The sequence below is a fragment of the Schumannella luteola genome (assembly GCF_013408685.1).
GTDB lineage: Bacteria > Actinomycetota > Actinomycetes > Actinomycetales > Microbacteriaceae > Schumannella > Schumannella luteola.
Map to the genome: position 1 here is coordinate 1,300,955 of NZ_JACBZY010000001.1, position 19,236 is coordinate 1,320,190.

Below are 19,236 nucleotides of genomic sequence, written 5' to 3' on the forward strand. Positions count from 1 at the left end.
GGTGTGAGCGCCCTCAGCTCACTTCTCGATGGCCGACCAGCTGCCGTCCTTCAGCTCGACCGGGGTCAGCTTCGGGTCGGCGACGCGGCGGGTCTTCTGGTCGAAGGTGATCGCGCCGTAGACGACGCTCGGCACGCCCTCGAGCTTCTTGAAGCCGGCGAGGATGCCCTCGCGCGTCGTGCCGCCCGCCTTCGCCGCCGCGACGGCGACGTGCAGCGCGTCATAGGCGCCGGCCTCGAAGAGGGTCACGTGCTCCTCGCTCGGGTAGGCCTTCTTGAAGGCCTTCACGAACTTCTGCACGGCGGCGTCGGGGTTCGTCTCGACGAACTCCGTGCCGATGACCGAGCCCTCGGCCTCGGGGGTCGCGTCGAACGACTCCTCGTCCTGGCCGCCGTAGAAGGTGCCGTCGTAGCCGGTCGAGCGCAGCTGGTTCACGATCTTCGCCGCATCCGGGCCGTAGCCGACGTGCACGATCGCATCCGGCTTCGTCGCGACGATCTTCGACAGCGAGGGGCGGTAGTCGTCGGAGCTGTCGAGCACGCCCTCCGAGTCGGTGATCTTGAGGCCGATCTTCTTCGCCTCAGCCTCGAAGGCCTTGTAGGCGGGGATGCCCCAGTCGGCGGTGTTGAGGTAGGTCACGCCGACCGACTTCACGCCCTGCTTCTTGATGTAGTCGGCCGTCCAGGTGTAGCTGGCGGTGGTCGTGATCGCGGTCGACCACTGGTACTCGGTGCCCTTGGCGGTGAAGTCGGGGTTCGAGTTGTTGTAGCCGTACTGCACGAGCTTGCCGGCGGTGTAGATCGGCGAAGCGGGGATCGAGGCCGAGGAGGCGTAGTCGCCGAAGGCGAGGACGACGTCCTTGTCGGCGACGAACTTCTGCGCCACCGTGACCGACTGCTTCGGGTCGGACTGCGAGTCCTCGTACTTCAGCGCGACCTTCTTGCCGTCGATGCCGCCGTCGGCGTTGACCTCCTTCACCGCGAGGTCGAAGGCCTTCTTGAACTGGTCGCCGTACTGCGCGTACTGGCCCGTCGTCGCCGACGAGACGCCGAAGTAGACGGTGTCGCCCGATCCCGCGTCGCCGCCGGCCTCCGAACCGGAGCCGGTGGCGCATCCCGTCAGCCCGACGGCGACGAGGGCGACGATCGAGACCGCGGCGGCGCGGGCGAAGGCGTTCTTCATGGTGATCCGGTTTCTGTGGGGAGGCCGCCGGTGCTGGCCGGTCGGCTGCGGGTGCCGTGCGCTGGGAACGTGCGGCGGTGCGGATGCAGAGGTGCCCGTCGGGGCGGATGCGGCGCGCGAGCGAGCCGGGATCCGTCGGGACTCTCCGGCGCTGGAGAAGGGCGTGTCGGCACGCTAGCAACGGGGATGGGCCCGCCGTCGGCCGCTGAGTAATAATGCGTCGTTCAGCGTAATAGAACGCAGGGTGATGAAACGGACTCACGAGCGGGAGTGATGCCACGCGGTCGCGAGTGGACTGTGCGGTGGGTGCGTCGCCGCTCGGGCGAAGGCCCGATCATGCGAGGGGCCGGTCGCGCGAGGGTTCGGGCGTGCGGGCCGGTTAAACGACGAAGCGGAGGGAATCCCTCCGTCTGTTAAAGAGTATCCGCGCGCCGGGGGCTTGCCGCAAGACCCCGGTGCGGGTGCAGGATCGTGCACCGTGCCTGCCGAACACACCCCCGCCGCCGCCACCTCCGCCGCCGAAACCGCCGCGCCGCTCTCCGTCTTCGACCTGCCCGACCGTCTCGCGGCGAAGCGTGCGCCCGGGCTCATCGCCGCCGACCAGGCGCACTTCGCCCGCATCGAGGCCGAGCTCGCCCGCCAGCGCGCCGACCTCGCCGCCCGCCTGGCGACGACGCTGCGGATGCCGGGCGGCTCGGGCCAGGATGCGCTCGACCGCGACCAGGAGGTGCACCGCCTCACGGCACGGCTGCGCTCGCTGAGCCGCTTCGGGCTCGATCTGTGCCTGGGGCGGATCGTGCCGGACGCCGCCGGCCCGGCCGGCGCGGAGCCGACCGGAGATGCTGCCGAGTCGACCGGCCCCGCCGACGCCGCGCCCGCATCCGCCGACACCGTCTACATCGGCCGCCTCGGCCTCACCGACCGAGACGGGAACCGCCTGCTCATCGACTGGCGCTCACCCGCCGCAGAGCCCTTCTTCGGCGCGACCCACGCCGACCCGATGGGTCTCGCGAGCAAGCGCCGCTACCGCTGGGCACGCGGCCGCGTGACCGACTACTGGGACGAGGTCTACGTCGCCGACGAGCTGACCGAGCGCACCGAACGGGCCGCGCTCGACGACCAGTCGGCGTTCATCGCGAGCCTCGGCGGCGTGCGCTCGGGGCGGATGCGCGACGTGCTCGGCACGATCCAGGCCGATCAGGATGCGATCATCCGCGCCTCCTCCCGCGGCGCCCTCGTCGTCGACGGCGGCCCCGGAACCGGCAAGACCGTCGTCGCCCTGCACCGCACCGCCTACCTGCTCTACGCCGACCCGCGCCTCTCGCGCAGCCACGGCGGCGTGCTCTTCGTCGGCCCGAGCGCGCGTTACCTCGACTACGTCAGCGACGTGCTGCCGAGCCTCGGCGAAGACGGCGTGCACATCGCGACGCTGCGCGACCTCGTGCCGCAGGGCGGCGAGCTGCCCGACGAGGTCTCCGCCGGGCGCGAGGATGACCCGCCCGTCGCTGCGCTCAAGGCATCCCTGCCCCTGGTCGAGGCGATCGAGCGCGCCGTGCGCCACTACGAGCGCCCGCCGGCCGAGGGCATGGTCGTGCGCACCGACTGGGTGGATGTCGAGCTCGAGCCCGAGGACTGGGAGGACGCCTTCGCGGCCGCCGACCGCTCCACCCCGCACAACGAGCAGCGCGATCAGGTGTGGGAGGAGCTGCTGACGATCCTCATCGACAAGGTCGGCGAGGATGTGCCGCCGCACATCGCCCAGCGCGCGATCACCACCAACGAGGAGCTGCGCGGGGCCTTCGCGAAGGCGTGGCCGCTGCTCGACCCGGCGGGCGTCGTCGCCGACCTCTGGAGCGTGCCGTCGTACCTGCGCGCTTCCGCTCCGTCGCTCTCGTCGGAGGAGATCGCGCTGCTGCAGCGCGCCGACCCGCGCGCGTGGACCGTCAGCGACCTGCCGCTGCTCGACGCCGCCCGGCTGCGCATCGGCGACCCCGAGGCCGCGAAGCTGCGCCGCCAGCGCGAGACCCTGCTCGCCCGCGAGACCGAGCAGCGCGAGACCGTGCTCGACGACCTGCTCAGCTCGGGGATGCTCGACTCCGATACCGACAGCGAGGGCCTGCTGACGATGCTGACCGGCGAGTACGGCGCCGACCTGCGCGAGAAGCTCATCGACACCGGATCGCTGCCCGCCCCCGACCCGGATGCGCTCGCCGGACCCTTCGCGCACATCCTCGTCGATGAGGCGCAGGAGCTGACCGACGCCGAGTGGGCGATGCTGCTGCGGCGCAACCCGTCGCGCAGCTTCACGATCGTCGGCGATCGCGCGCAGGCGCGGCACGGCTTCACCGAGTCGTGGGAGGCGCGGCTCGGCCGGGTCGGCATCGGCGGCGGGGCCGGTTCGGGTGCGGTCTCGCTCGCCTCGCTCACGATCAACTACCGCACGCCCGAGGAGGTCATGGCGGCAGCCGAGCCGGTCATCCACGCCGTGTTCCCCGAGGCGAACGTGCCGTCGTCGGTGCGCGCGAGCGGCATCCCCGTCGAGGCGCGGCCGCTCGTCGAGCGGGATGCGCTGCTCGACGCCTGGCTCGACGCGAACGACGAGGGCGTGGCGGTCGTCATCGGGGATGCGTCGTTCGCGCCGCGTCCGCGCGTCGCCTCGCTCACGCCCGAGCTCGCGAAGGGCCTCGAGTTCGACCTGGTGCTGCTGGTGAACCCGGCGTCGGAGCCGGCGGGCGCGGATGTCGCATCCTCCGGTCCCGCCTCGCTCGCGCCCACCTCGATCGAGGCCGCCGTCGACCGCTACGTGGCGATGACCCGCGCGACGCAGCAGCTCATCCTGCTCGAGCCCTGACGCGCATCCCCTCACCCGATCTGCTGAGGAACCGTCGTTGACAGCGCTGTCATCGGCTGGCAGGCTGGCCGGACGCTCCGCACCGCCCCCGCGTCGGATGCGCATCGGGAAGAGGACAACGTCGTCGTGAAGCTCAGCAGAACCGTGCCCGCGCGCCCCGCGCGCCCCCTCGCCTTCGCCCTCGCGCTGGCCACCGCGGCCGCGATCGGCATCGCCGCGGTGCCCGACCAGACCGCGACGGCGGCCCCCGCGCCGCTCGATGATGCAGCGCTGCTCGCCCAGGTGAACCCCTTCATCGGCACCGAGAACCTCGGCAACACCTACCCCGGCGCGGCCCGCCCCTTCGGCATGGTGCAGTTCTCGCCCGACACCGGCCACAACACGGGCTACGCCTGGGATGACAGCGTCGTGCGCGGCTTCTCGCTCGCGCACCTCTCGGGCGTCGGCTGCGGCATCGCCGGTTACCTGCCGGTGCTGCCCGTGCTCGGATCCCCGGTCGACACCGGGGTCACGGACTACGCCGACTACGCGATGGCGTTCTCGCACAACACGGCCGACGACACGACGCGTGAGAACGCGTCGCCCGGCTACTTCCAGGTGAAGCTCACGAGCCGCGGCGGCCCCGAGAAGGGCGCCGTCGTGAACGCCGAGCTCAGCGCGACCGAGCGCACGGCCGTGCAGCGCTACACCTTCCCGTCGAGCACGCGGTCGACCGTCATGGTCAACGCGGGCCAGACGCTGACCGGCGACGTGCCCGCCTCGGTGCAGTTCGTCGACGACCACACGATCCGCACGGCCATCCGCATCTCCGGCTTCTGCCAGTCGACGCAGCCCTTCACGGTCTTCACCGAGACCAGCTTCGACCGGCCCTTCGCCTCGCACGGCACCTGGACCGGCGGCGCCGTCGCGAACGGCTCCGACACCGCTGCCGAGGCCACCCGCACCGGCGCCTGGGCGACCTTCGACACCACCGACGACCGCACCGTCGAGGCGGTCACGTCGATGAGCTACGTGGATGCCGACGGCGCCCATGCGAACCTCACCGCCGAGACGGCGGGCTTCGACCGGGCGCGCACGGATGCCGAGAAGGCCTGGGTGCAGCGGCTGTCGCAGGTGCGCATCCCGGCCGGCGCGGCGAGCTCGCGCGAGTTGTACTCCTCGCTCTACCGCTCCTTCCTCTCGCCGAACATCGGCAACGACGTCGACGGCAGCTACCGCGGCTGGGATGGCGCCATCCACCGCGGCTCCGCCGGCGATCGCCCGTACTACCAGAACTTCTCGCTCTGGGACACGTACCGCACCCAGCAGCAGCTGCTCGCCATGCTCGCCCCGAAGGAGTCCGCCGACATGGCGGTGTCGCTCATCCGCATGGGCGAGCAGGGCGGCTGGTTGCCGCGCTGGGCCTACGGTCTCGTCGAGACGAACATCATGACCGGCGACCCGGTCACCCCGTTCCTCGTCAGCGCCTGGCACCAGGGTCTGCTGACCCGGGCTGAGGCCGACCGCGCCTACGCGCTGCTGCTGGAGAACGCCGACGGGACCCCACCCGCCGACCTGCCGCTCAAAGCCAACGGCCGCGCCGGCAACCCGGTGTATGTGGCCGACGGCTTCGCGCCCTACGCCCCGGCCGAGAGCGGATTCCCCGGCGACTACGACCTGCAGCACGGCGCCTCGGCGACGCTCGAGTACGCGCTCGCCGACGCGACGCTCGCCACGATGGCCCGCGACCTCGGCCACGACGCCGACGCCGAACGGCTCGCCGCCCGCGGGCAGAACTACCGGGCGATCTGGGATGCGGCCGCTGGCACTTTCCGTCCGCGCGACCGCAGCGGCGCCTTCGTCGGCGACGCGGAGGCCTCGCAGGCGCCCGGATTCCACGAGGGCACCGCATCCCAGTACCGCTGGCTCGTGCAGCAGGACGTGCCGGGCCTCATGCGCCTGCTGAGCAAGGACGCGGCCGACCCGCGCCCCGCGGTCGAGTCGCGGCTGGACGAGTTCTTCGCCTACGACAAGCTCAAGGCCGACCCGGTCACGACGGTCAACACCGACTGGGTCACGAGCACCGCCAACGAGGGCGGCTACGGGCGCAGCACCTACAACCCGAACAACGAGCCCGACCTGCACGCGCCGTACATGTACCTCTGGACGGGCCGGCCCGACAAGACGGTGGATGTGGTGCGCGCCGCCATGGGCCTCTTCACCGATTCGCCGCGCGGCGTGACCGGCAACGACGACATGGGCACGATGTCGGCCTGGTACGTGCTGTCGGCGATGGGCGTCTACCCGATCATCCCGGGCAGCGACGTCTGGGGTCTCACGACGCCGGCCTACGACCGCATCGAGGTGCGGCGCGGCGACGAGACCGCGGCGGGCCTGACGATCACGGCCGACGGCGTCAGCGACCAGGCGCGCTACACGACCGGCGTCACCGCCGGCGGACACGCGGTCGACACGGGGTACCTCAGCGGAGCCGATCTCAAAGACGCCGGCACGCTCGACTTCGCCGTCGCGACGAAGCCGGGCAGCTGGGCGACCGGGAAGGATGCGGCTCCCGGTGCGATCAATCCCGAGACGGCCGTGCCGTCGCGGGTGACCGGATCGCTCGCGGATTCCGTGCTGACGGTCGCGCCCGGCGCATCCGCCCGCACCTCGCTCGAGCTGCTCGTGCAGTCGGAGGGCGACTTCTCGGGGCGCGTCGAGGTCGTCTCGGCCACGCCGGGGCTGACGGTGGATGTGGGCGACGGCGCGGTGCGCGCGAGCGGCGCCCGCACGCCGGTCGCCGTCTCGAAGCCGGTCGGCGTCAGCGCCTCGAACGTGGTCGACAGCGACGGCTCGGTCGTGCTGCGGGTCGTCGCCGACGGCGGCGCTTCGCGGGACTTCACGCTCACGATCGTCAGCCGCTCGCCATGGCTGCAGGCCGCCTACTCGGCGACCGGTATCGGCACCCCGGGTCAGCCGGACGCGAGCTTCGACGAGGGCGGCGCCTACTACCTGCGCGAGGCGCTCGAGAAGGGCGGCTTCACGCCGTCGTCGACCCACGCCCTCGGCGACACCGGGCTCGTCTTCACGATGCCGGCCTACGGTCCCGGGGCGAAGGACAACATCCCCATGAACGGCCAGACGATCGCCGTTCCCGCTTCGATCGGCTCGACCTCGCGGATCGCGCTCGTCGGCTCGGCGACCAACGCGAGCCCCTCGGCCACCGGAACCGCGACACTCACCTTCGCCGACCCGAGCGGAGCCACCCGCACGACGACGGCGCCGGTGCGCCTGACCGACTGGTGCAAGGGCAGCCCCGACGGCGACAACAGCAGCCTCATCCAGATGGGTCAGCGCGTCGAGGGAGACGACCGGGTCGGCAACGTCGGCTGCGGCCTGTTCGCGACGGCGCCGATCGCGACCGGCGTCGCCGCCGGATCCCGTCTGGTGTCGATCACTCTGCCGACCGACACGCGCATGCACCTCTTCGCGATCGCGGCCGAGCCCTCGGCGAGCGGCGTGACTCTCGCGGCCGACCCGGCCTCGGCGAAGCCGGGCGACACGGTCACGCTGACCGCGACGGTCTCGGGCGTGCAGCGCGACGGCGTCGTCGTGCTGACCGATGCGGCGGCCGCCGGAACCGACGCGGGCGCCGGCGCGGATGCGGGTACCGGCGAGCTCGGACGCGCGCGCGTCGTCGACGGCGTCGCCGCCTTCCCGCTCACGCCGACCGCGGGAACGCACTCCTACCGCGCCGCCTTCGTGCCGGCGGATCCGGCGCTGCAGACCGCGGCGACCTCCGACGCGACCGAGGTCGTGGTGACCGACCCGTCGGGCCCGAAGCCCGCCACCGTCAACCTGGACTTCTCGGCGGCTCAGGTGGTCGAGGGCGGCAGCGTCGAGCTGTCGATCCGCGTCGACCCGGTCGCCGAGGGCACGGTGTTCGTCAGCGACGGCATCGTCGAGCGCTCGGCGCGACTGCGGGTCGCCGCCGTCGCGGCGGCGGATGGCGTGCCGCTGGTGAACGGCGCCGCGACGGTCACGATCACGCCCACCGGCGTCGGCGTGCACACCTACTCGGTGCGCTTCGTCCCGGCTGACGCGGCGGCTCCGTCATCGTCGGCCTCCGCGTCGATCACGGTGCTGCCGCGGGACGCGACGGGCCCCGGCGACCCGTCGGCGCCCGGCGCGGGTTCGGGAGCGGGCTCCGGCACCGGCTCGGATTCCGCTTCGGCGTCGGGCGGTGCGCTCGCCTCGACGGGTGATGACCCCTCGGGCCTGGTCATCGCGGCGACCCTGCTCGTCCTCGCCGGCCTCGCGCTGCTCGTGCTGCGCCGCCGTCGGGAGGTCTGATCCGGTCGGCTCGGGTCACCGCGTCGTCAGCGTGACCCGGGCCGGACGCTCGTCTCAGCCGAGCGCCGCGTCGATGAGCGTCGCGGCGGCGCGGCGCGCCTGCCCGGCGGCTTCGCCGGTGCCGGCGATCGCCGCGGTCGTCTGCGCGCCCTCGGCGAGGATGGCCAGCTGCGCCGCGAGGTCGGCGCTGCCGCCGGCCGCATCCACCAACGACGCCATGTACGCCTGGAACGAGGCCTTGTGCTCGCGCGCCGCCGCGGCGACGGCGGGGGAGGCGGCGCCGAGCTCGCCGAAGGTGTTGATGAAGCCGCAGCCGCGGAAGTCGTCGTCGTCGAACCACACGGCGAGATAGTCGTAGGTCGCGAGCAGCTGCGCGCGCGGGCCTTCGGCCGCGACGGCGCTCACGGCGGCGGCGAGCGTCGAGGTCCACAGCTCGTGGCGGCGGCGCAGCACCTCGAGCACGATCGACTCCTTCGAGGGGAAGAGGCCGTAGAGCCGACGCAGCGAGAGGCCGGAGGCGCTGCGCAGATCGTCCATGCCGACGGCCTGCACGCCGCGCGCGTAGTAGAGCGCGTCGGCCACCTCCACGACGTGCTCGCGCGTCTCGGCCTCCACTGCCGATCCACTGCTCATGCGGCCAGTGTACTTGCGTGAGAACGCTCGTTCCGGCTAGCGTTGCCCTCATTCGAGAACGTACGTTCTCGCATCCCCGATCGTCAGGAGCACCACATGCCCACGCGCACCGCACGCACCGCCTGGAACGGCTCGCTCGAGGCCGGCGGCGGCCAGGTCGAGCTCAGCAGCTCGAAGGTCGGCACCTACGACGTCTCGTTCCCCAAGCGCGCCGCCGACGACGCCGACGGCACCACGAGCCCCGAAGAGCTCATCGCCGCCGCTCACTCCGCCTGCTACGCCATGCAGTTCTCGGCCCTGCTCGGCGGCGCCGGCGGCACGGTCGAGCAGCTCGACGTGAAGGCCGACGTCTCCCTCGGGCCGGACTCCTCCGACGGCGGCTTCAAGCTCACCGGCATCGTGCTCACCGTCGAGGGCGAGGTCTCGGGAATCGACGAGGCCACGTTCCTCAAGGCCGCCGACGACGCCAAGGCCGGCTGCCCGGTCAGCAAGGCGCTCACCGGCGTCGAGATCACGCTCAACGCGACCTTCGTGAGCTGACCCGACTGCTCGTGCGGTCGGCGCCCCCGCGCCGACACGGAACGAGGGGGTGGATGCGTCGCGCATCCACCCCCTCGTCGTCTCCACGAGACTCGGCCGGCCTGGGGTCAGCCCTGCTTGGTGGTCTTCTCGACGCTCATCACGAGCACGACGCGGTCGGCGGAGTCGGCCGGCGCCGGGCTCTCCATGCCGTAGCGCTTCGACAGCTCGACGTAGAACGCGCCGGTCGGGTCGGGCTCCGCCGCGACCAGGCGCCCGCGCACCTCGAGGTAGCGGATCGGGTTCTCGGGGTCGACGACCGAGATCGCCATCGACGGGTTCTGCTGCAGGTTGCGGAACTTGCCGCGCTTCGTCGTGTGCGTGAAGCGGATGTGCTCCCCGTCGAAGAGGAACCACATCGGGTTGACCTGCACGCTGCCGTCGGGGCGCACGGTTCCGAGGTGCGCGTAGAGCGGCTGCTCGAGCAGGGAGCGGAAGTCGGCCGGGATCACGGAGTTCGCATCGGTCACGCGTCCATGCTGGCACGGCGCTCGCGCGCGTCGCCGGTGTCGACCGCCGTCCCCATCGGGCACGATGGACCTGAGGAATCTCCGACGAGAGGATGCCATGTCCACGCCCGAGCCCGGCCAGCAGCCCCAGCGGCCCGCCGACCTCCCCGACTCCGCGCCCGTCGATCCCGCGTCGGCGAATCCCGCCCCCGCGGATCCCGCATCCCCGGCGGACGCGCCGGCGAACCCCTACGCCGCCGGCAATCCGTATGCCGCGGCACCCGGCGCTCCCGCACGCTCGGCGGCCGACAATCCCTACGCGGTCGTGCCGAACTCCGCTCCTCAGTACGAGGCCCCGCAGTCGGGCTGGGCGTCGGGCACCTCGACGTCGGCCACGATCAACTTCGGCGGCGGCACTCCCGGTGCCCGCGTCACGACCCGCTCGTACGGCGCGACCGAATCGTGGAAGATCATCGCGATAGTCGGCTTCGTCTTCGCCTTCATCTTCTCGATCGTCGGACTCATCGTGAGCATCGTCGCCCGCCGGCAGGCGAAGAAGGCGGGGGCGGTGAGCAAGTTCGCGACCGCCGGCATCATCGTCTCGATCGTGCGCCTCGTGCTCGACATCGTCGCGGTCGTCCTGTTCGTCACGCTCTTCGCGGGCATCTTCCAGACCTGCGCCGACCTCGGACCGGGCGTGCACGACCACAACGGCGTCACCTACACCTGCAGCTGACCCGGCGCCAGCAGATCCCCTGCTCAGGCGTCAGTCGGCCAGCAGCTCGCGCAGACTGAGCGGCGGGCGTCCGGTCACCCGCTCGACCGCATCCGTGACGCCGTCGAGCTCGCCCGCGGCGATCGCGGTGTAGGTCGACACCCACGCCTCCACCTGCCAGTCCGGGGCGCCGTAGCTCGCGCGCGAGGCGTAGGCCTCGTCGAGCGTCTCGTCGTGGAAGGTGATCGACCGCCCGGTCGACGCCGACAGGATGCCCGCCACCTCATCGAGCGTCAGCGACTCGGGCCCGGTCAGGTCGTAAGTCGCGCCGGCGTGGGCTGCGGGGTCGCGCAGGATCGCGGCCGCCGTGCGGGCGACATCCGCCTGAGCGACGGCGGCGACGCGCCCCGAGCCGGCCGGGCCGCGGATGACGCCGTCCTCGCCCGGCAGGTGCGCGAAGAAGTCGAGGTAGAAGTCGTCGCGCAGGAAGGTGTGCGACATCCCACTCGCCCGGATGTGCCGCTCGGTCGCCGCGTGATCGCGCGCGAGTGTGAACACGGCGTCGTCGGCCGCCGCGAAGAACGACGTGTAGACGACGTGCTCGACCCCGGCGGCGGCCGCCGCGTCGATCACGGCGTAGTGCTGCGCCAGCCGGTCGGCGTTCTCGGCGCCCGACACGAGGAAGAGCGTGCGCACCCCGTCCAGCGCCGCGCGGGTGCGCTCGTCGTCGGCGTACTCCGCTTCGACGACGACGGCGTCGGGCAGCTGCGGCGCGGCCTCGGGCCGGCGTGCGAGCAGTCGCAGAGGGATGCCGTCGCCCGCCAGCTCGCGGGCGACCAGTCCGCCGACGCGTCCGGTGGCGCCGGTCACCGCCAGCTCGGGGAGGGACGAGGTGGATGCGCTGCGCTCGCTCGGGCTCACCCGTCCACTCTGCCGGTCGGCGGCCCCGGACGCTTGCCCGTTCGTGCACAGATCCCGGCATCGGGCACGGACCGCCCGTGCCCTCGCGCTCGATCTCAGCTCGCGGCGTCGGCGCCCTTCGCGCTCCCGCCGGCGGTCGCGTCGAAGAACGGCATCGCCACGAGGCCCTCGAAGCGCTTGCGCAGCGGCGTCGGCAGCGCGCGCTCGACCTTCGCCGTGGCGGAGTCGAGTCCGCGATCCTTCTCGGGCAGGATGCCGGCTCGCCGCCCCAGCGCGAGCGCCAGCATGACGGCGAGCGCCTCCTCGTCGGTGAGCATGAGCGGCGGCATCGCGAAGCCCTCGCCGATGCGGTAGCCGCCGTAGCGCCCGCGCACCGTCTCGACGGGCACGCCGAGCTCGCGCAGGTGCTCGGCGTAGCGGCGCACGGTGCGCTCATCCACCTCGAGCACGGCGGCGAGCTCGCCGACGGAGCGCTTGGGGGCCGACTGCAGCAGCTCGAGCATGGTCAGAACGCGGGCGGTAGGGCGAGGCATCGCCTCCAGCCTGGCACAGCTACCGGACGCGGTGTGTCCGCTTGGCCTCGCGCTGGCATCCGGTCCGCCGCATCCGGGCCGACCGTGGCGGTCAGGCCGCGTGCACCCAGCCGGTCTTGCGCACGATCATCGCCCGGCCGTACTGCGCCGCGGCGAGGTAGTGGCCCACGACGCCGCAGAGGAACAGCACGAAGCCGCTGCCGATGATCGCGGCGCCGATCGCCGCGACGCCCGAGGAGACGAGGGCGGTGCCGAGCAGCACGGCCAGCAGCCCGACGAAGAGCAGCGCCGTGCGGATCTTGCCCGTCCACGTCACCGGCAGGTTCGGGTCGCCGTCGAACACGGTCACGCTGAGGATGCCGAGGGTCAGGTCGGGCACCACGAGCAGCACGACCGCGGCCCAGGGGATGAGCCCGCCGGCCGCGAGCGACATCACGACGGCGAAGGTGGTGAAGCGGTCGGCGAGCGGATCGAGCCACTTGCCGAGCTCGGAGACCGTTCCGGTGCGGCGGGCGAGCCAGCCGTCGACCCAGTCGGTGCTGAACACGATCGCGATGAGCACGATCGCGGCCCAGTACTGCTCGACGATGATCAGCACCAGGAACACGGGCAGCAGCAGCAGACGCACGAGCGAGATGAGGTTCGGCCAGGTGCGCCACTCGTCCTGCTTGAACAGGCGGGTGAACAGCGGCACGCGCGGAACGTCGGCCTCGACCGGCGCGCTCGCCCGCGCGGTCGCGCTGGCGACGGCGTCGATCACGGTCGCGGCGGTCGCGTGGGTGCGGCGCACGGCGCGCACGAGCAGTGCGATCACGACGGCTGCGGCGATGCCGGCCAGCACGAGCAGCCCGCCGTCGCCGAGCGCGTCGCGCACCGCATCCAGCGAGGCCCGCAGCAGGAAGCCCGCGCCGACGTAGACGAGCGCCCAGGTCGCGGCGCCGAGCAGCGAGGCGACGAGGAAGGTCGAGTAGCGCACCTTCGCGACGCCGGCCGCGAGCGGAGTGAGGGTGCGAACGATCGGCACGAGTCGAGTCAGGTAGATCGCGAGACCGCCGCGGCGCTCGAGCGTGACGAGGGCGCGATCCCAGTTGCGCAGCCCCAGTCGGCGCACGAGCGGACGATCGCGCAGCGCCGTGCCGGTGCGCCGCCCGAGCAGATAGCCGAGGTGGTCGCCCGCGCAGGCGCCGATCGTGACCGCGACGAACATGATGATCGCCGGGATCACGCCGGTGATCGCGGCCGAGAGCAGCAGGATGACGCCCTCGCCCGGCAGGTGGAAGCCGAGCCCGAGGCCGTTGTCGAGAAACGCGAAGAGGGCACCGAGCCCCCAGGTGAGCGGGTCGGGCAGCGTCGGCGTCGCGACGGCTGCGGGAAGGCTCACGCCTCAAGAGTAGAGCGCGCCGCCGACGGCGCGGCCCGGGCGGGATCGGCTGCGCCCCTGCAGCGCGCCCCGCCCGAACCTGCGCAACCCCGGTGCAGCTCGTCGCGGGCGCCGCTGCGCGGCTATTCTCGACCGCAGAGGCCGTCACCCGGCCTGCGGACGAGGGAGCAGTACCCGCACCACGACAAGACTGACTCGGAAGGTCTGTCGTGTTCTGGCTCCTCCTCATCGCCTCCGGCGTGCTCGAAGCCGTCTGGGCTTCGGCGCTCGCCGCCTCGAAGGGATTCCGTCGCCGCGTGCCGACGGTCGTCTTCGCCGTCGCGCTCGTCGCATCCATGGCGGGTCTCGCGATCGCGATGACCGCCCTCCCGGTCGGCACCGCCTACGCCGTCTGGGTCGGCATCGGCGCGACGCTCACGGTCGTGTGGGCGCTCATCCGCCGCACCGAGCGCGCCTCGGTCGCGCGCATCCTGCTGCTCCTTCTCCTCGTGGCCTCGGTCGCGGGCCTCAAGGCGGTGAGCTAGATGTCCGGCGCCGCACGCGCGTGGATCGCGCTCGTCGTCTCGGGTGTGCTCGAGGCCGTCTGGGCGACGGCGCTCGGCCGCTCGCACGGCTTCACCGAGCCGCTGCCGACCGTCGTCTTCGTGGTCGCGCTCGCGCTGAGCATGGCGGGGCTGGGACGGGCGGCGAAGTGCATCCCGATCGGCACCGCCTACGCGGTCTGGGTCGGCATCGGCGCGGCGCTGACCGTGGGCTTCGCGCTCGTGACCGGCACAGAGGAGTTCTCGCCGCTCAAGGCGGTGTTCCTGGCCGGGATCGTGCTCGCCGTCGTCGGGCTGAAGCTGCTGCCGGCTAGCTCGCCGCGCCGGTCTCCTCGACCTCGGAGGCGAGCCCGAGCAGATGTCCGGCGCGCGCGAGGCGCTGCAGCCGATCGGCGAGGTGACTGATGTTCTCGGCCGTCATCGAGATGCGCGAGCCGTCGCGCGACTGCACCGTGAGCGCCTCGCCGGCGAAGCTCGCATCCACGGCCGCCTCGACCACGCGATCCGCGTCGGCCTGACCCTGCAGGGCGCTGATGCGCCACTTCTCGGCCGCATCGGGGGCGACGTCGTCGGCGAAACGGCCGCGCAGAACGCGGCGCACGGCGGCGGAGGCGATCGTCAGCTCGCCGATGGAGCGCAGGATCACGACGGGCGGGCCGTCGTCATGCAGAACGGACATGCTCTCCCCGGGGTGGTCGGCGGGCGATGCGAGGGCGGTGCAGTGGCGCCACTCTAGCGATCCTCGGTTGCGCGGGGCCATGCCCTTGACGCGACGCGTTCGCGGCGGATATCGCGGCCGGCCGGCCGGCCAGCCAGCCGACCGGTCGTCGCGGAGCGGGAGGAGCGGATCAGCCGTCGCTGGGCGACCCGCTCGGCGCGCGATAGAGATCGCCGGTGCCGGCATCCAGCTTGACCTCGTGCTTCGTCGCGCCATCGACGAGCTCGACCTGCCAGATCACCGTGCCGTCCTCGTCGTCGAGCTTCACCTCGGTGATGACGCCCTTCGACTGCACCGCGGCGGCCTTGGCGGCGTCGGAGAAGTCGATCTTGGCCCACTGCAGGTAGTGCACGTTCTCGGCCGCGTCGTCGGCGTCGGTCGCCTTCGGGCTCGGGCTGCCGATGATCGAGGCGTCCTTCGCGCTGACCTTCACCTCGGTCTCGCTGCCGTCGTCGGCGGCGATCACGACCTCCCAGGCGGCGCCGTCGTCATCCTTCTCGATCGAGATCACGGTGCCCGACCCGACCTGATCGAGCGCCGTCTCGGCAGCCGAGCCGAGGTCGCCGCCGGGATCGCCGACCGCCGAGGAGCTCGACGGATCCGAGGTGGCGGTGGCGGCGGTGCAGCCCGCGAGCAGACCGGCGGCGAGCGGCAGGGCCAGCAGAGCGGGCAGCACTCGGGTCGCGGAGCGGGAGGCGGATGCGGTGGATGCGGCGGTGAAGCGGGGCACGGGTCTCCTCGGGGGTTCCATCCACTCTGCACTCCTCTCTTGGGAGTCCACCCGGATGCGCCGCGAGAGCCGCTCCGCGGGAGATGTCGTCGGCGCGGGGAGCGCGGGCGCGACGAAGGGGCCGCCCGCTGGACGCGGGCGACCCCTTCGGTGTCTCTTCTGATCGGCCCTCAGGCCGATCGGTGTCGGCTGGTCAGCCGAACCGGATCAGCGGCCGAGCAGACCACCGAGCGCGGCGTCGACGGTGTCGCCGACCTCAGCGCCGATGCCCGAGGTCGCGTCGGTGACGACGTCGCCGACCGAGGTGCTCGGGTTGCCGGCGTTGGTCTCGTTGCCCGAGACGTTGCCGGTCGTGTTGCCGTTGGCGGCGCTGTTGCCGTTGGCCGAGCCGTTGCCCGCGCTCACGTCGTTGCCCGACGCGACCGGAACCTCGTTGCCCGAGGCGATCGGCGCGGTGGTGTTCGTCTCGTTGCCCGAGGCGATCGGGGCGGTCGTGGTGTTGCCCGAGGCGATCGGGTTGCCCGAGGCGACGTCGCCGAGGTTGATCGACGGCGCGAGCGTCACCGGCACCGAGGTGTCGGGCTGCACCGGCGTGCTGTTGCCGCTGATGATCTCGCGCAGGCGGTTGCCGTCGAGCAGCGACGAGGTGCTGTCGGTGTCGGTCGAGCGCGTCGAGTCACTGGTGACCGACGAGGAGTCGTGCGAGTCAGTCGTGTGGGAGTCGGCTGCCATGGCGGGAGCCGAGAAGCCGATGGCGAGGGCGCCGGCGGCGGCGGTTCCGAGGATTCCGAAAGCGGTCTTCTTGACGGTGGTGTTCACGATGAAGTGGTTCCTTTTCCGTTCGGGTCGCGGTGCAACTCCCAGGTGGCACCGGCGCCGATCGAGTCGTTCCCGATCGACGTGGTGTGGTTCCCCGCCCTGCCGGATCGGGTTTGGTCGGATTCCCCTCGAACGGGGGTCACGGGGTCCGACCCGGTGGATGCGCGCCCCGTCTTTCCGGGGCCGTGGGCGAAGCCTGGCAGTCCCCTGGCAGCGCTCGAACTCGTCCGATCCGGACCCGTCCGAGGAGGTGGACGTCCGGCCCGGATCGATCGCCGCCGGCGACGCGGACACGGCGACACGCCGCGCGCGCATCCCCTCTTCGGGGCGTCGGATGTCGGTGGTCGCCCGTAATCTGGGCGTACGGCCTGCGACACGCCGAACCACAACATGTAGGGGAATGACACACCTGTCATTAGCGCTATATAGTGGTGATCCCGCGGCGCCGACAGGTTCTGCGGCTCAGACATCCACCAACGCGAAGGGGGTCCCGATATGGACAACGACAGCATCGACGGCTACGACATCCCGGTCGACCCGATGGACCTGCTGCAGTGCGACAGCTGCCAGTGATCCAAATCCTCGGCTAGGGCTCGTGAGCCCAAACCAGTACGGAACGCCCCGGCTGATCTTCGGATCACCGGGGCGTTCTGTGTGTCCGGGGCGGTAGGTAGTCTCGACCCGTGGCAGTGAACCCCGAGATCCAGGGTCGGCGGCTCCCGCCGGTCGGCCCCTACCTGGTGGGCCGCGAGAAGGTGCGCGAGTTCTCGCGCGCCGTGCTCGCGCAGAGCCCCCTCAACTCCGACCCCGAGGCGGCCCGCGCCGCCGGCTACGCCGACGTGGTCGCCCCGCCGACCTTCCCGGTCGTGGTGCAGGAGGCGACGCTCGCGCAGCTGCTCGCCGAGCCCGACACCGGCATCGACTTCACCCGCGTCGTGCACGGCGACCAGCGCTTCAGCTTCGTGCGCCCGGTCGTCGCCGGCGACGAGCTCATGGCCGAGCTGACCGTCACGAGCGTCAAGAGCCTCGGCGCGCACAGCATGGTGACCGCATCCACCGAGGTGGTCGACCTCGACGGCGAGCTCGTGCTCACCGCGATCTCGACCCTTGTGGTGCGCGGCGACGAGGAGGCCTCCGCATGACCCGCCCCCGCATCTCCGACCTGACCGTCGGCGAGGTCGTCGCCGAGCGCACCGTGACGCTGCACCGCGACGAGCTCGTCCGGTACGCCGGCGCCTCGGGCGACTTCAACCCCATCCACTACCGCGACGACGTCGCCGCCGACGCCGGGCTGCCGGGCGTGCTCGCCCACGGCATGCTCACGATGGGCCTCGCCGTGCAGCCGGTCGTCGACTGGCTGGATGGCGACAGCGGCCGCGTCGTCGACTACCAGACGCGCTTCACCCGCCCCGTGGTCGTCGACCCGGTCGACGGCGCCGAGCTCACGATCGTCGCGAAGGTGGGCGTGCTCGAGGAGCGCTACGCGCGCATCGACCTGACCGTCAGCTTCGGCGGGCAGACCGTGCTCGGCAAGGCGCAGGTGCGGGTCGACCTCGAGTGACCGACCCCACGACGCCCGCCGGCAGCCCTGCCGCCGCATCCGCCTCGGCTGCCGCCCCGCCCGCTGCCTCGCCGCCGCTGAGCGAGCTGACGACCCTGCGCGTCGGCGGCGCCGCGCGCGAGCTCGTGCAGCCAGACAGCGAGCTCGAGATCGTGCGCACCGCGCTCGACGTGTGGTCGACGGGCGACGACTGGTGGGTGCTCGGCGGCGGCTCGAACGTGGTCGCGCCCGATGACGGGCTCGACGGCACGGTCATCCGCCTCGCCACCCACGGCGTGAAGCGCCTCGAGGGTGACGACCCGGCGCGCGTGCACCTGCGCGTGCAGGCGGGCGAGCCGTGGGATGCGCTGGTCGGCCTGACCGTCTACAACGGCTGGTCGGGCATCGAGGCGCTGAGCGGCATTCCGGGTTCGGTCGGCGCCGCGCCGATCCAGAACATCGGGGCCTACGGGCAGGAGCTGTCGCAGGTTCTCATCGCCGTCGACTTCCTCGACTGGGAGACCGGGCACCGCCTGCGCCTCACCGCCGACGAGCTCGGTCTCGGCTACCGCACGAGCGCGATCAAGCGGGGCCGGCTGGGCATCGTGATCGCGGTCGAGCTCGAACTCACCGCGACGACCGATCGCGTACCGCTGAGCCGCCCGGTCGCCTACGCGCAGCTCGCCGACGCCCTCGGCGTGCAGGTCGGCGAGGCCGCGCCGATCCGCGAGGTGCGCGAGGCCGTGCTGCGGCTGCGCGCCGGCAAGGGCATGGTGCTGGATGCGGCCGACGCCGACTCGGTCAGCGCCGGCTCCTTCTTCACCAACCCGATCGTCGAGGAGAGCGTCGCGCGCACTCTTCCCGCCGACCTGCCGCGCTGGCCGGTCGAACAGGACGACGACACCCCGCTCGTGCTGCCGCTCGGCTACGAGCCGGCGCCGCGCCCGCGCGACACCCGGCCGCGCCACGTCAAGCTCAGCGCCGCCTGGCTGATCGAGCGCGCCGGCATCCACCGCGGCTTCGCGCTGCCGGGCTCGCACGCGGCGATCTCGTCGAAGCACACGCTCGCGCTCACGAACCGCGGTGGGGCGACGGCGCTCGAGATCGAGCAGCTCGCCGAGTTCGTGCGCACGCGCGTCGCCTCGGAGTTCGGCGTGGTGCTGCAGCCCGAGCCGGTGTTCCTCGGCCCGAGCGACGACCTGTACTGACCGGGCGTCCCGCTTCTCCCTCCGCCCGAGAGGCGCGGTGTCGGTTGCGCCCGGTGACGGCGCGATTCGCTGGATGCCCACGGCCGGGAATAGCGTCGACAGC

At 72.3% G+C, this 19,236-nt stretch carries 18 protein-coding genes and 1 riboswitch; of the genes, 9 read left to right on the forward strand and 9 right to left on the reverse strand.

Annotated features, from left to right (window positions below; all coding sequences use genetic code 11):
- Window positions 1-18: 18 nt before the first annotated feature.
- Entirely contained in the window at window positions 19-1,182 is a 1,164-nt protein-coding gene (locus BJ979_RS05810; protein ID WP_179566076.1) for an ABC transporter substrate-binding protein, read from the reverse strand.
- A 478-nt stretch (window positions 1,183-1,660) separates the two neighbouring features.
- On the opposite strand from BJ979_RS05810, the gene helR reads away from it, so the two are divergent.
- Together helR and BJ979_RS05820 are read left to right on the forward strand one after the other, a co-directional pair.
- Window positions 1,661-4,033, forward strand: coding sequence for an RNA polymerase recycling motor ATPase HelR (gene helR, locus BJ979_RS05815; protein WP_179566078.1), 2,373 nt, complete (start codon window positions 1,661-1,663; stop codon window positions 4,031-4,033).
- Window positions 4,034-4,159: 126 nt separating this feature from the next.
- Window positions 4,160-8,365, forward strand: coding sequence for a GH92 family glycosyl hydrolase (locus tag BJ979_RS05820; protein ID WP_179566080.1), 4,206 nt, complete (start codon window positions 4,160-4,162; stop codon window positions 8,363-8,365).
- Between the two features lie 54 nt (window positions 8,366-8,419).
- Here BJ979_RS05820 and BJ979_RS05825 read toward each other — a convergent pair whose 3' ends face one another.
- Window positions 8,420-8,998 (reverse strand): TetR/AcrR family transcriptional regulator, encoded by a 579-nt coding sequence (locus BJ979_RS05825; protein WP_179566082.1) that lies wholly within the window; start codon window positions 8,996-8,998, stop codon window positions 8,420-8,422.
- Between the two features lie 96 nt (window positions 8,999-9,094).
- Here BJ979_RS05825 and BJ979_RS05830 point away from each other — a divergent pair, with 96 nt between their 5' ends.
- Window positions 9,095-9,538, forward strand: coding sequence for an OsmC family peroxiredoxin (locus BJ979_RS05830; RefSeq protein WP_179566084.1), 444 nt, complete (start codon window positions 9,095-9,097; stop codon window positions 9,536-9,538).
- 107 nt (window positions 9,539-9,645) lie between these two features.
- Here the strand turns inward: BJ979_RS05830 and BJ979_RS05835 are convergent, their stop codons facing one another.
- Complete coding sequence (locus BJ979_RS05835; protein ID WP_343046610.1) at window positions 9,646-10,047, reverse strand: PPOX class F420-dependent oxidoreductase; 402 nt, start codon at window positions 10,045-10,047, stop codon at window positions 9,646-9,648.
- A gap of 97 nt (window positions 10,048-10,144) precedes the next feature.
- On the opposite strand from BJ979_RS05835, the gene BJ979_RS05840 reads away from it, so the two are divergent.
- On the forward strand, window positions 10,145-10,762 hold the full coding sequence (locus BJ979_RS05840) for a DUF4190 domain-containing protein (RefSeq protein WP_179566088.1): 618 nt from the start codon (window positions 10,145-10,147) through the stop codon (window positions 10,760-10,762).
- A gap of 30 nt (window positions 10,763-10,792) precedes the next feature.
- On the opposite strand, the gene BJ979_RS05845 is transcribed toward BJ979_RS05840, so the two are convergent.
- The 3 genes from BJ979_RS05845 to BJ979_RS05855 all read right to left on the reverse strand — a co-directional run bounded on the left by BJ979_RS05845 (window position 10,793) and on the right by BJ979_RS05855 (window position 13,576).
- On the reverse strand, window positions 10,793-11,662 hold the full coding sequence (locus BJ979_RS05845) for an SDR family oxidoreductase (protein WP_179566090.1): 870 nt from the start codon (window positions 11,660-11,662) through the stop codon (window positions 10,793-10,795).
- A 95-nt stretch (window positions 11,663-11,757) separates the two neighbouring features.
- Window positions 11,758-12,195 carry a helix-turn-helix transcriptional regulator gene (locus BJ979_RS05850; protein ID WP_179566092.1) on the reverse strand — a complete coding sequence of 146 codons (438 nt, stop codon included), beginning with the start codon at window positions 12,193-12,195 and terminating at the stop codon, window positions 11,758-11,760.
- A 91-nt stretch (window positions 12,196-12,286) separates the two neighbouring features.
- On the reverse strand, window positions 12,287-13,576 hold the full coding sequence (locus tag BJ979_RS05855) for a CDP-alcohol phosphatidyltransferase family protein (protein ID WP_179566094.1): 1,290 nt from the start codon (window positions 13,574-13,576) through the stop codon (window positions 12,287-12,289).
- A 134-nt stretch (window positions 13,577-13,710) separates the two neighbouring features.
- Window positions 13,711-13,776: riboswitch (guanidine-III (ykkC-III) riboswitch) on the forward strand.
- Between the two features lie 9 nt (window positions 13,777-13,785).
- Between BJ979_RS05855 and BJ979_RS05860 the strand changes: the two genes are divergently transcribed.
- Together BJ979_RS05860 and BJ979_RS05865 are read left to right on the forward strand one after the other, a co-directional pair.
- Window positions 13,786-14,100, forward strand: coding sequence for a DMT family transporter (locus BJ979_RS05860; RefSeq protein WP_179566097.1), 315 nt, complete (start codon window positions 13,786-13,788; stop codon window positions 14,098-14,100).
- Window positions 14,101-14,523: a DMT family transporter gene (locus BJ979_RS05865; RefSeq protein WP_179566099.1), complete on the forward strand. Its 423-nt coding sequence runs from the start codon at window positions 14,101-14,103 to the stop codon at window positions 14,521-14,523.
- On the opposite strand, the gene BJ979_RS05870 is transcribed toward BJ979_RS05865, so the two are convergent.
- The 3 genes from BJ979_RS05870 to BJ979_RS05880 all read right to left on the reverse strand — a co-directional run bounded on the left by BJ979_RS05870 (window position 14,429) and on the right by BJ979_RS05880 (window position 16,385).
- Window positions 14,429-14,797, reverse strand: a complete 369-nt coding sequence (locus tag BJ979_RS05870; protein ID WP_179566101.1) for a hypothetical protein — start codon at window positions 14,795-14,797, stop codon at window positions 14,429-14,431. The two genes, BJ979_RS05865 and BJ979_RS05870, sit on opposite strands and share 95 nt — an antisense overlap.
- Window positions 14,798-14,966: 169 nt before the next feature.
- The gene (locus BJ979_RS05875) at window positions 14,967-15,566 is read right to left on the reverse strand and encodes a PepSY domain-containing protein (RefSeq protein ID WP_179566110.1); all 600 of its coding nucleotides are present in this window, start codon (window positions 15,564-15,566) and stop codon (window positions 14,967-14,969) included.
- Window positions 15,567-15,773: 207 nt separating this feature from the next.
- Window positions 15,774-16,385, reverse strand: a complete 612-nt coding sequence (locus BJ979_RS05880) for a hypothetical protein (protein ID WP_179566112.1) — start codon at window positions 16,383-16,385, stop codon at window positions 15,774-15,776.
- Window positions 16,386-17,068: 683 nt separating this feature from the next.
- On the opposite strand from BJ979_RS05880, the gene BJ979_RS05885 reads away from it, so the two are divergent.
- The 3 genes from BJ979_RS05885 to BJ979_RS05895 are packed head-to-tail and all read left to right on the forward strand — an operon-like array spanning window position 17,069 to window position 19,133.
- A complete protein-coding gene (locus BJ979_RS05885; protein ID WP_179566114.1) occupies window positions 17,069-17,527 on the forward strand; it encodes an FAS1-like dehydratase domain-containing protein in 459 nt (152 codons plus the stop codon).
- Window positions 17,524-17,946, forward strand: a complete 423-nt coding sequence (locus BJ979_RS05890; RefSeq protein ID WP_179566116.1) for a MaoC/PaaZ C-terminal domain-containing protein — start codon at window positions 17,524-17,526, stop codon at window positions 17,944-17,946. The genes BJ979_RS05885 and BJ979_RS05890 overlap by 4 nt, the downstream gene beginning before the upstream one ends.
- On the forward strand, window positions 17,943-19,133 hold the full coding sequence (locus BJ979_RS05895; protein WP_179566118.1) for a UDP-N-acetylmuramate dehydrogenase: 1,191 nt from the start codon (window positions 17,943-17,945) through the stop codon (window positions 19,131-19,133). The genes BJ979_RS05890 and BJ979_RS05895 overlap by 4 nt, the downstream gene beginning before the upstream one ends.
- Window positions 19,134-19,236 lie beyond the last annotated feature (103 nt).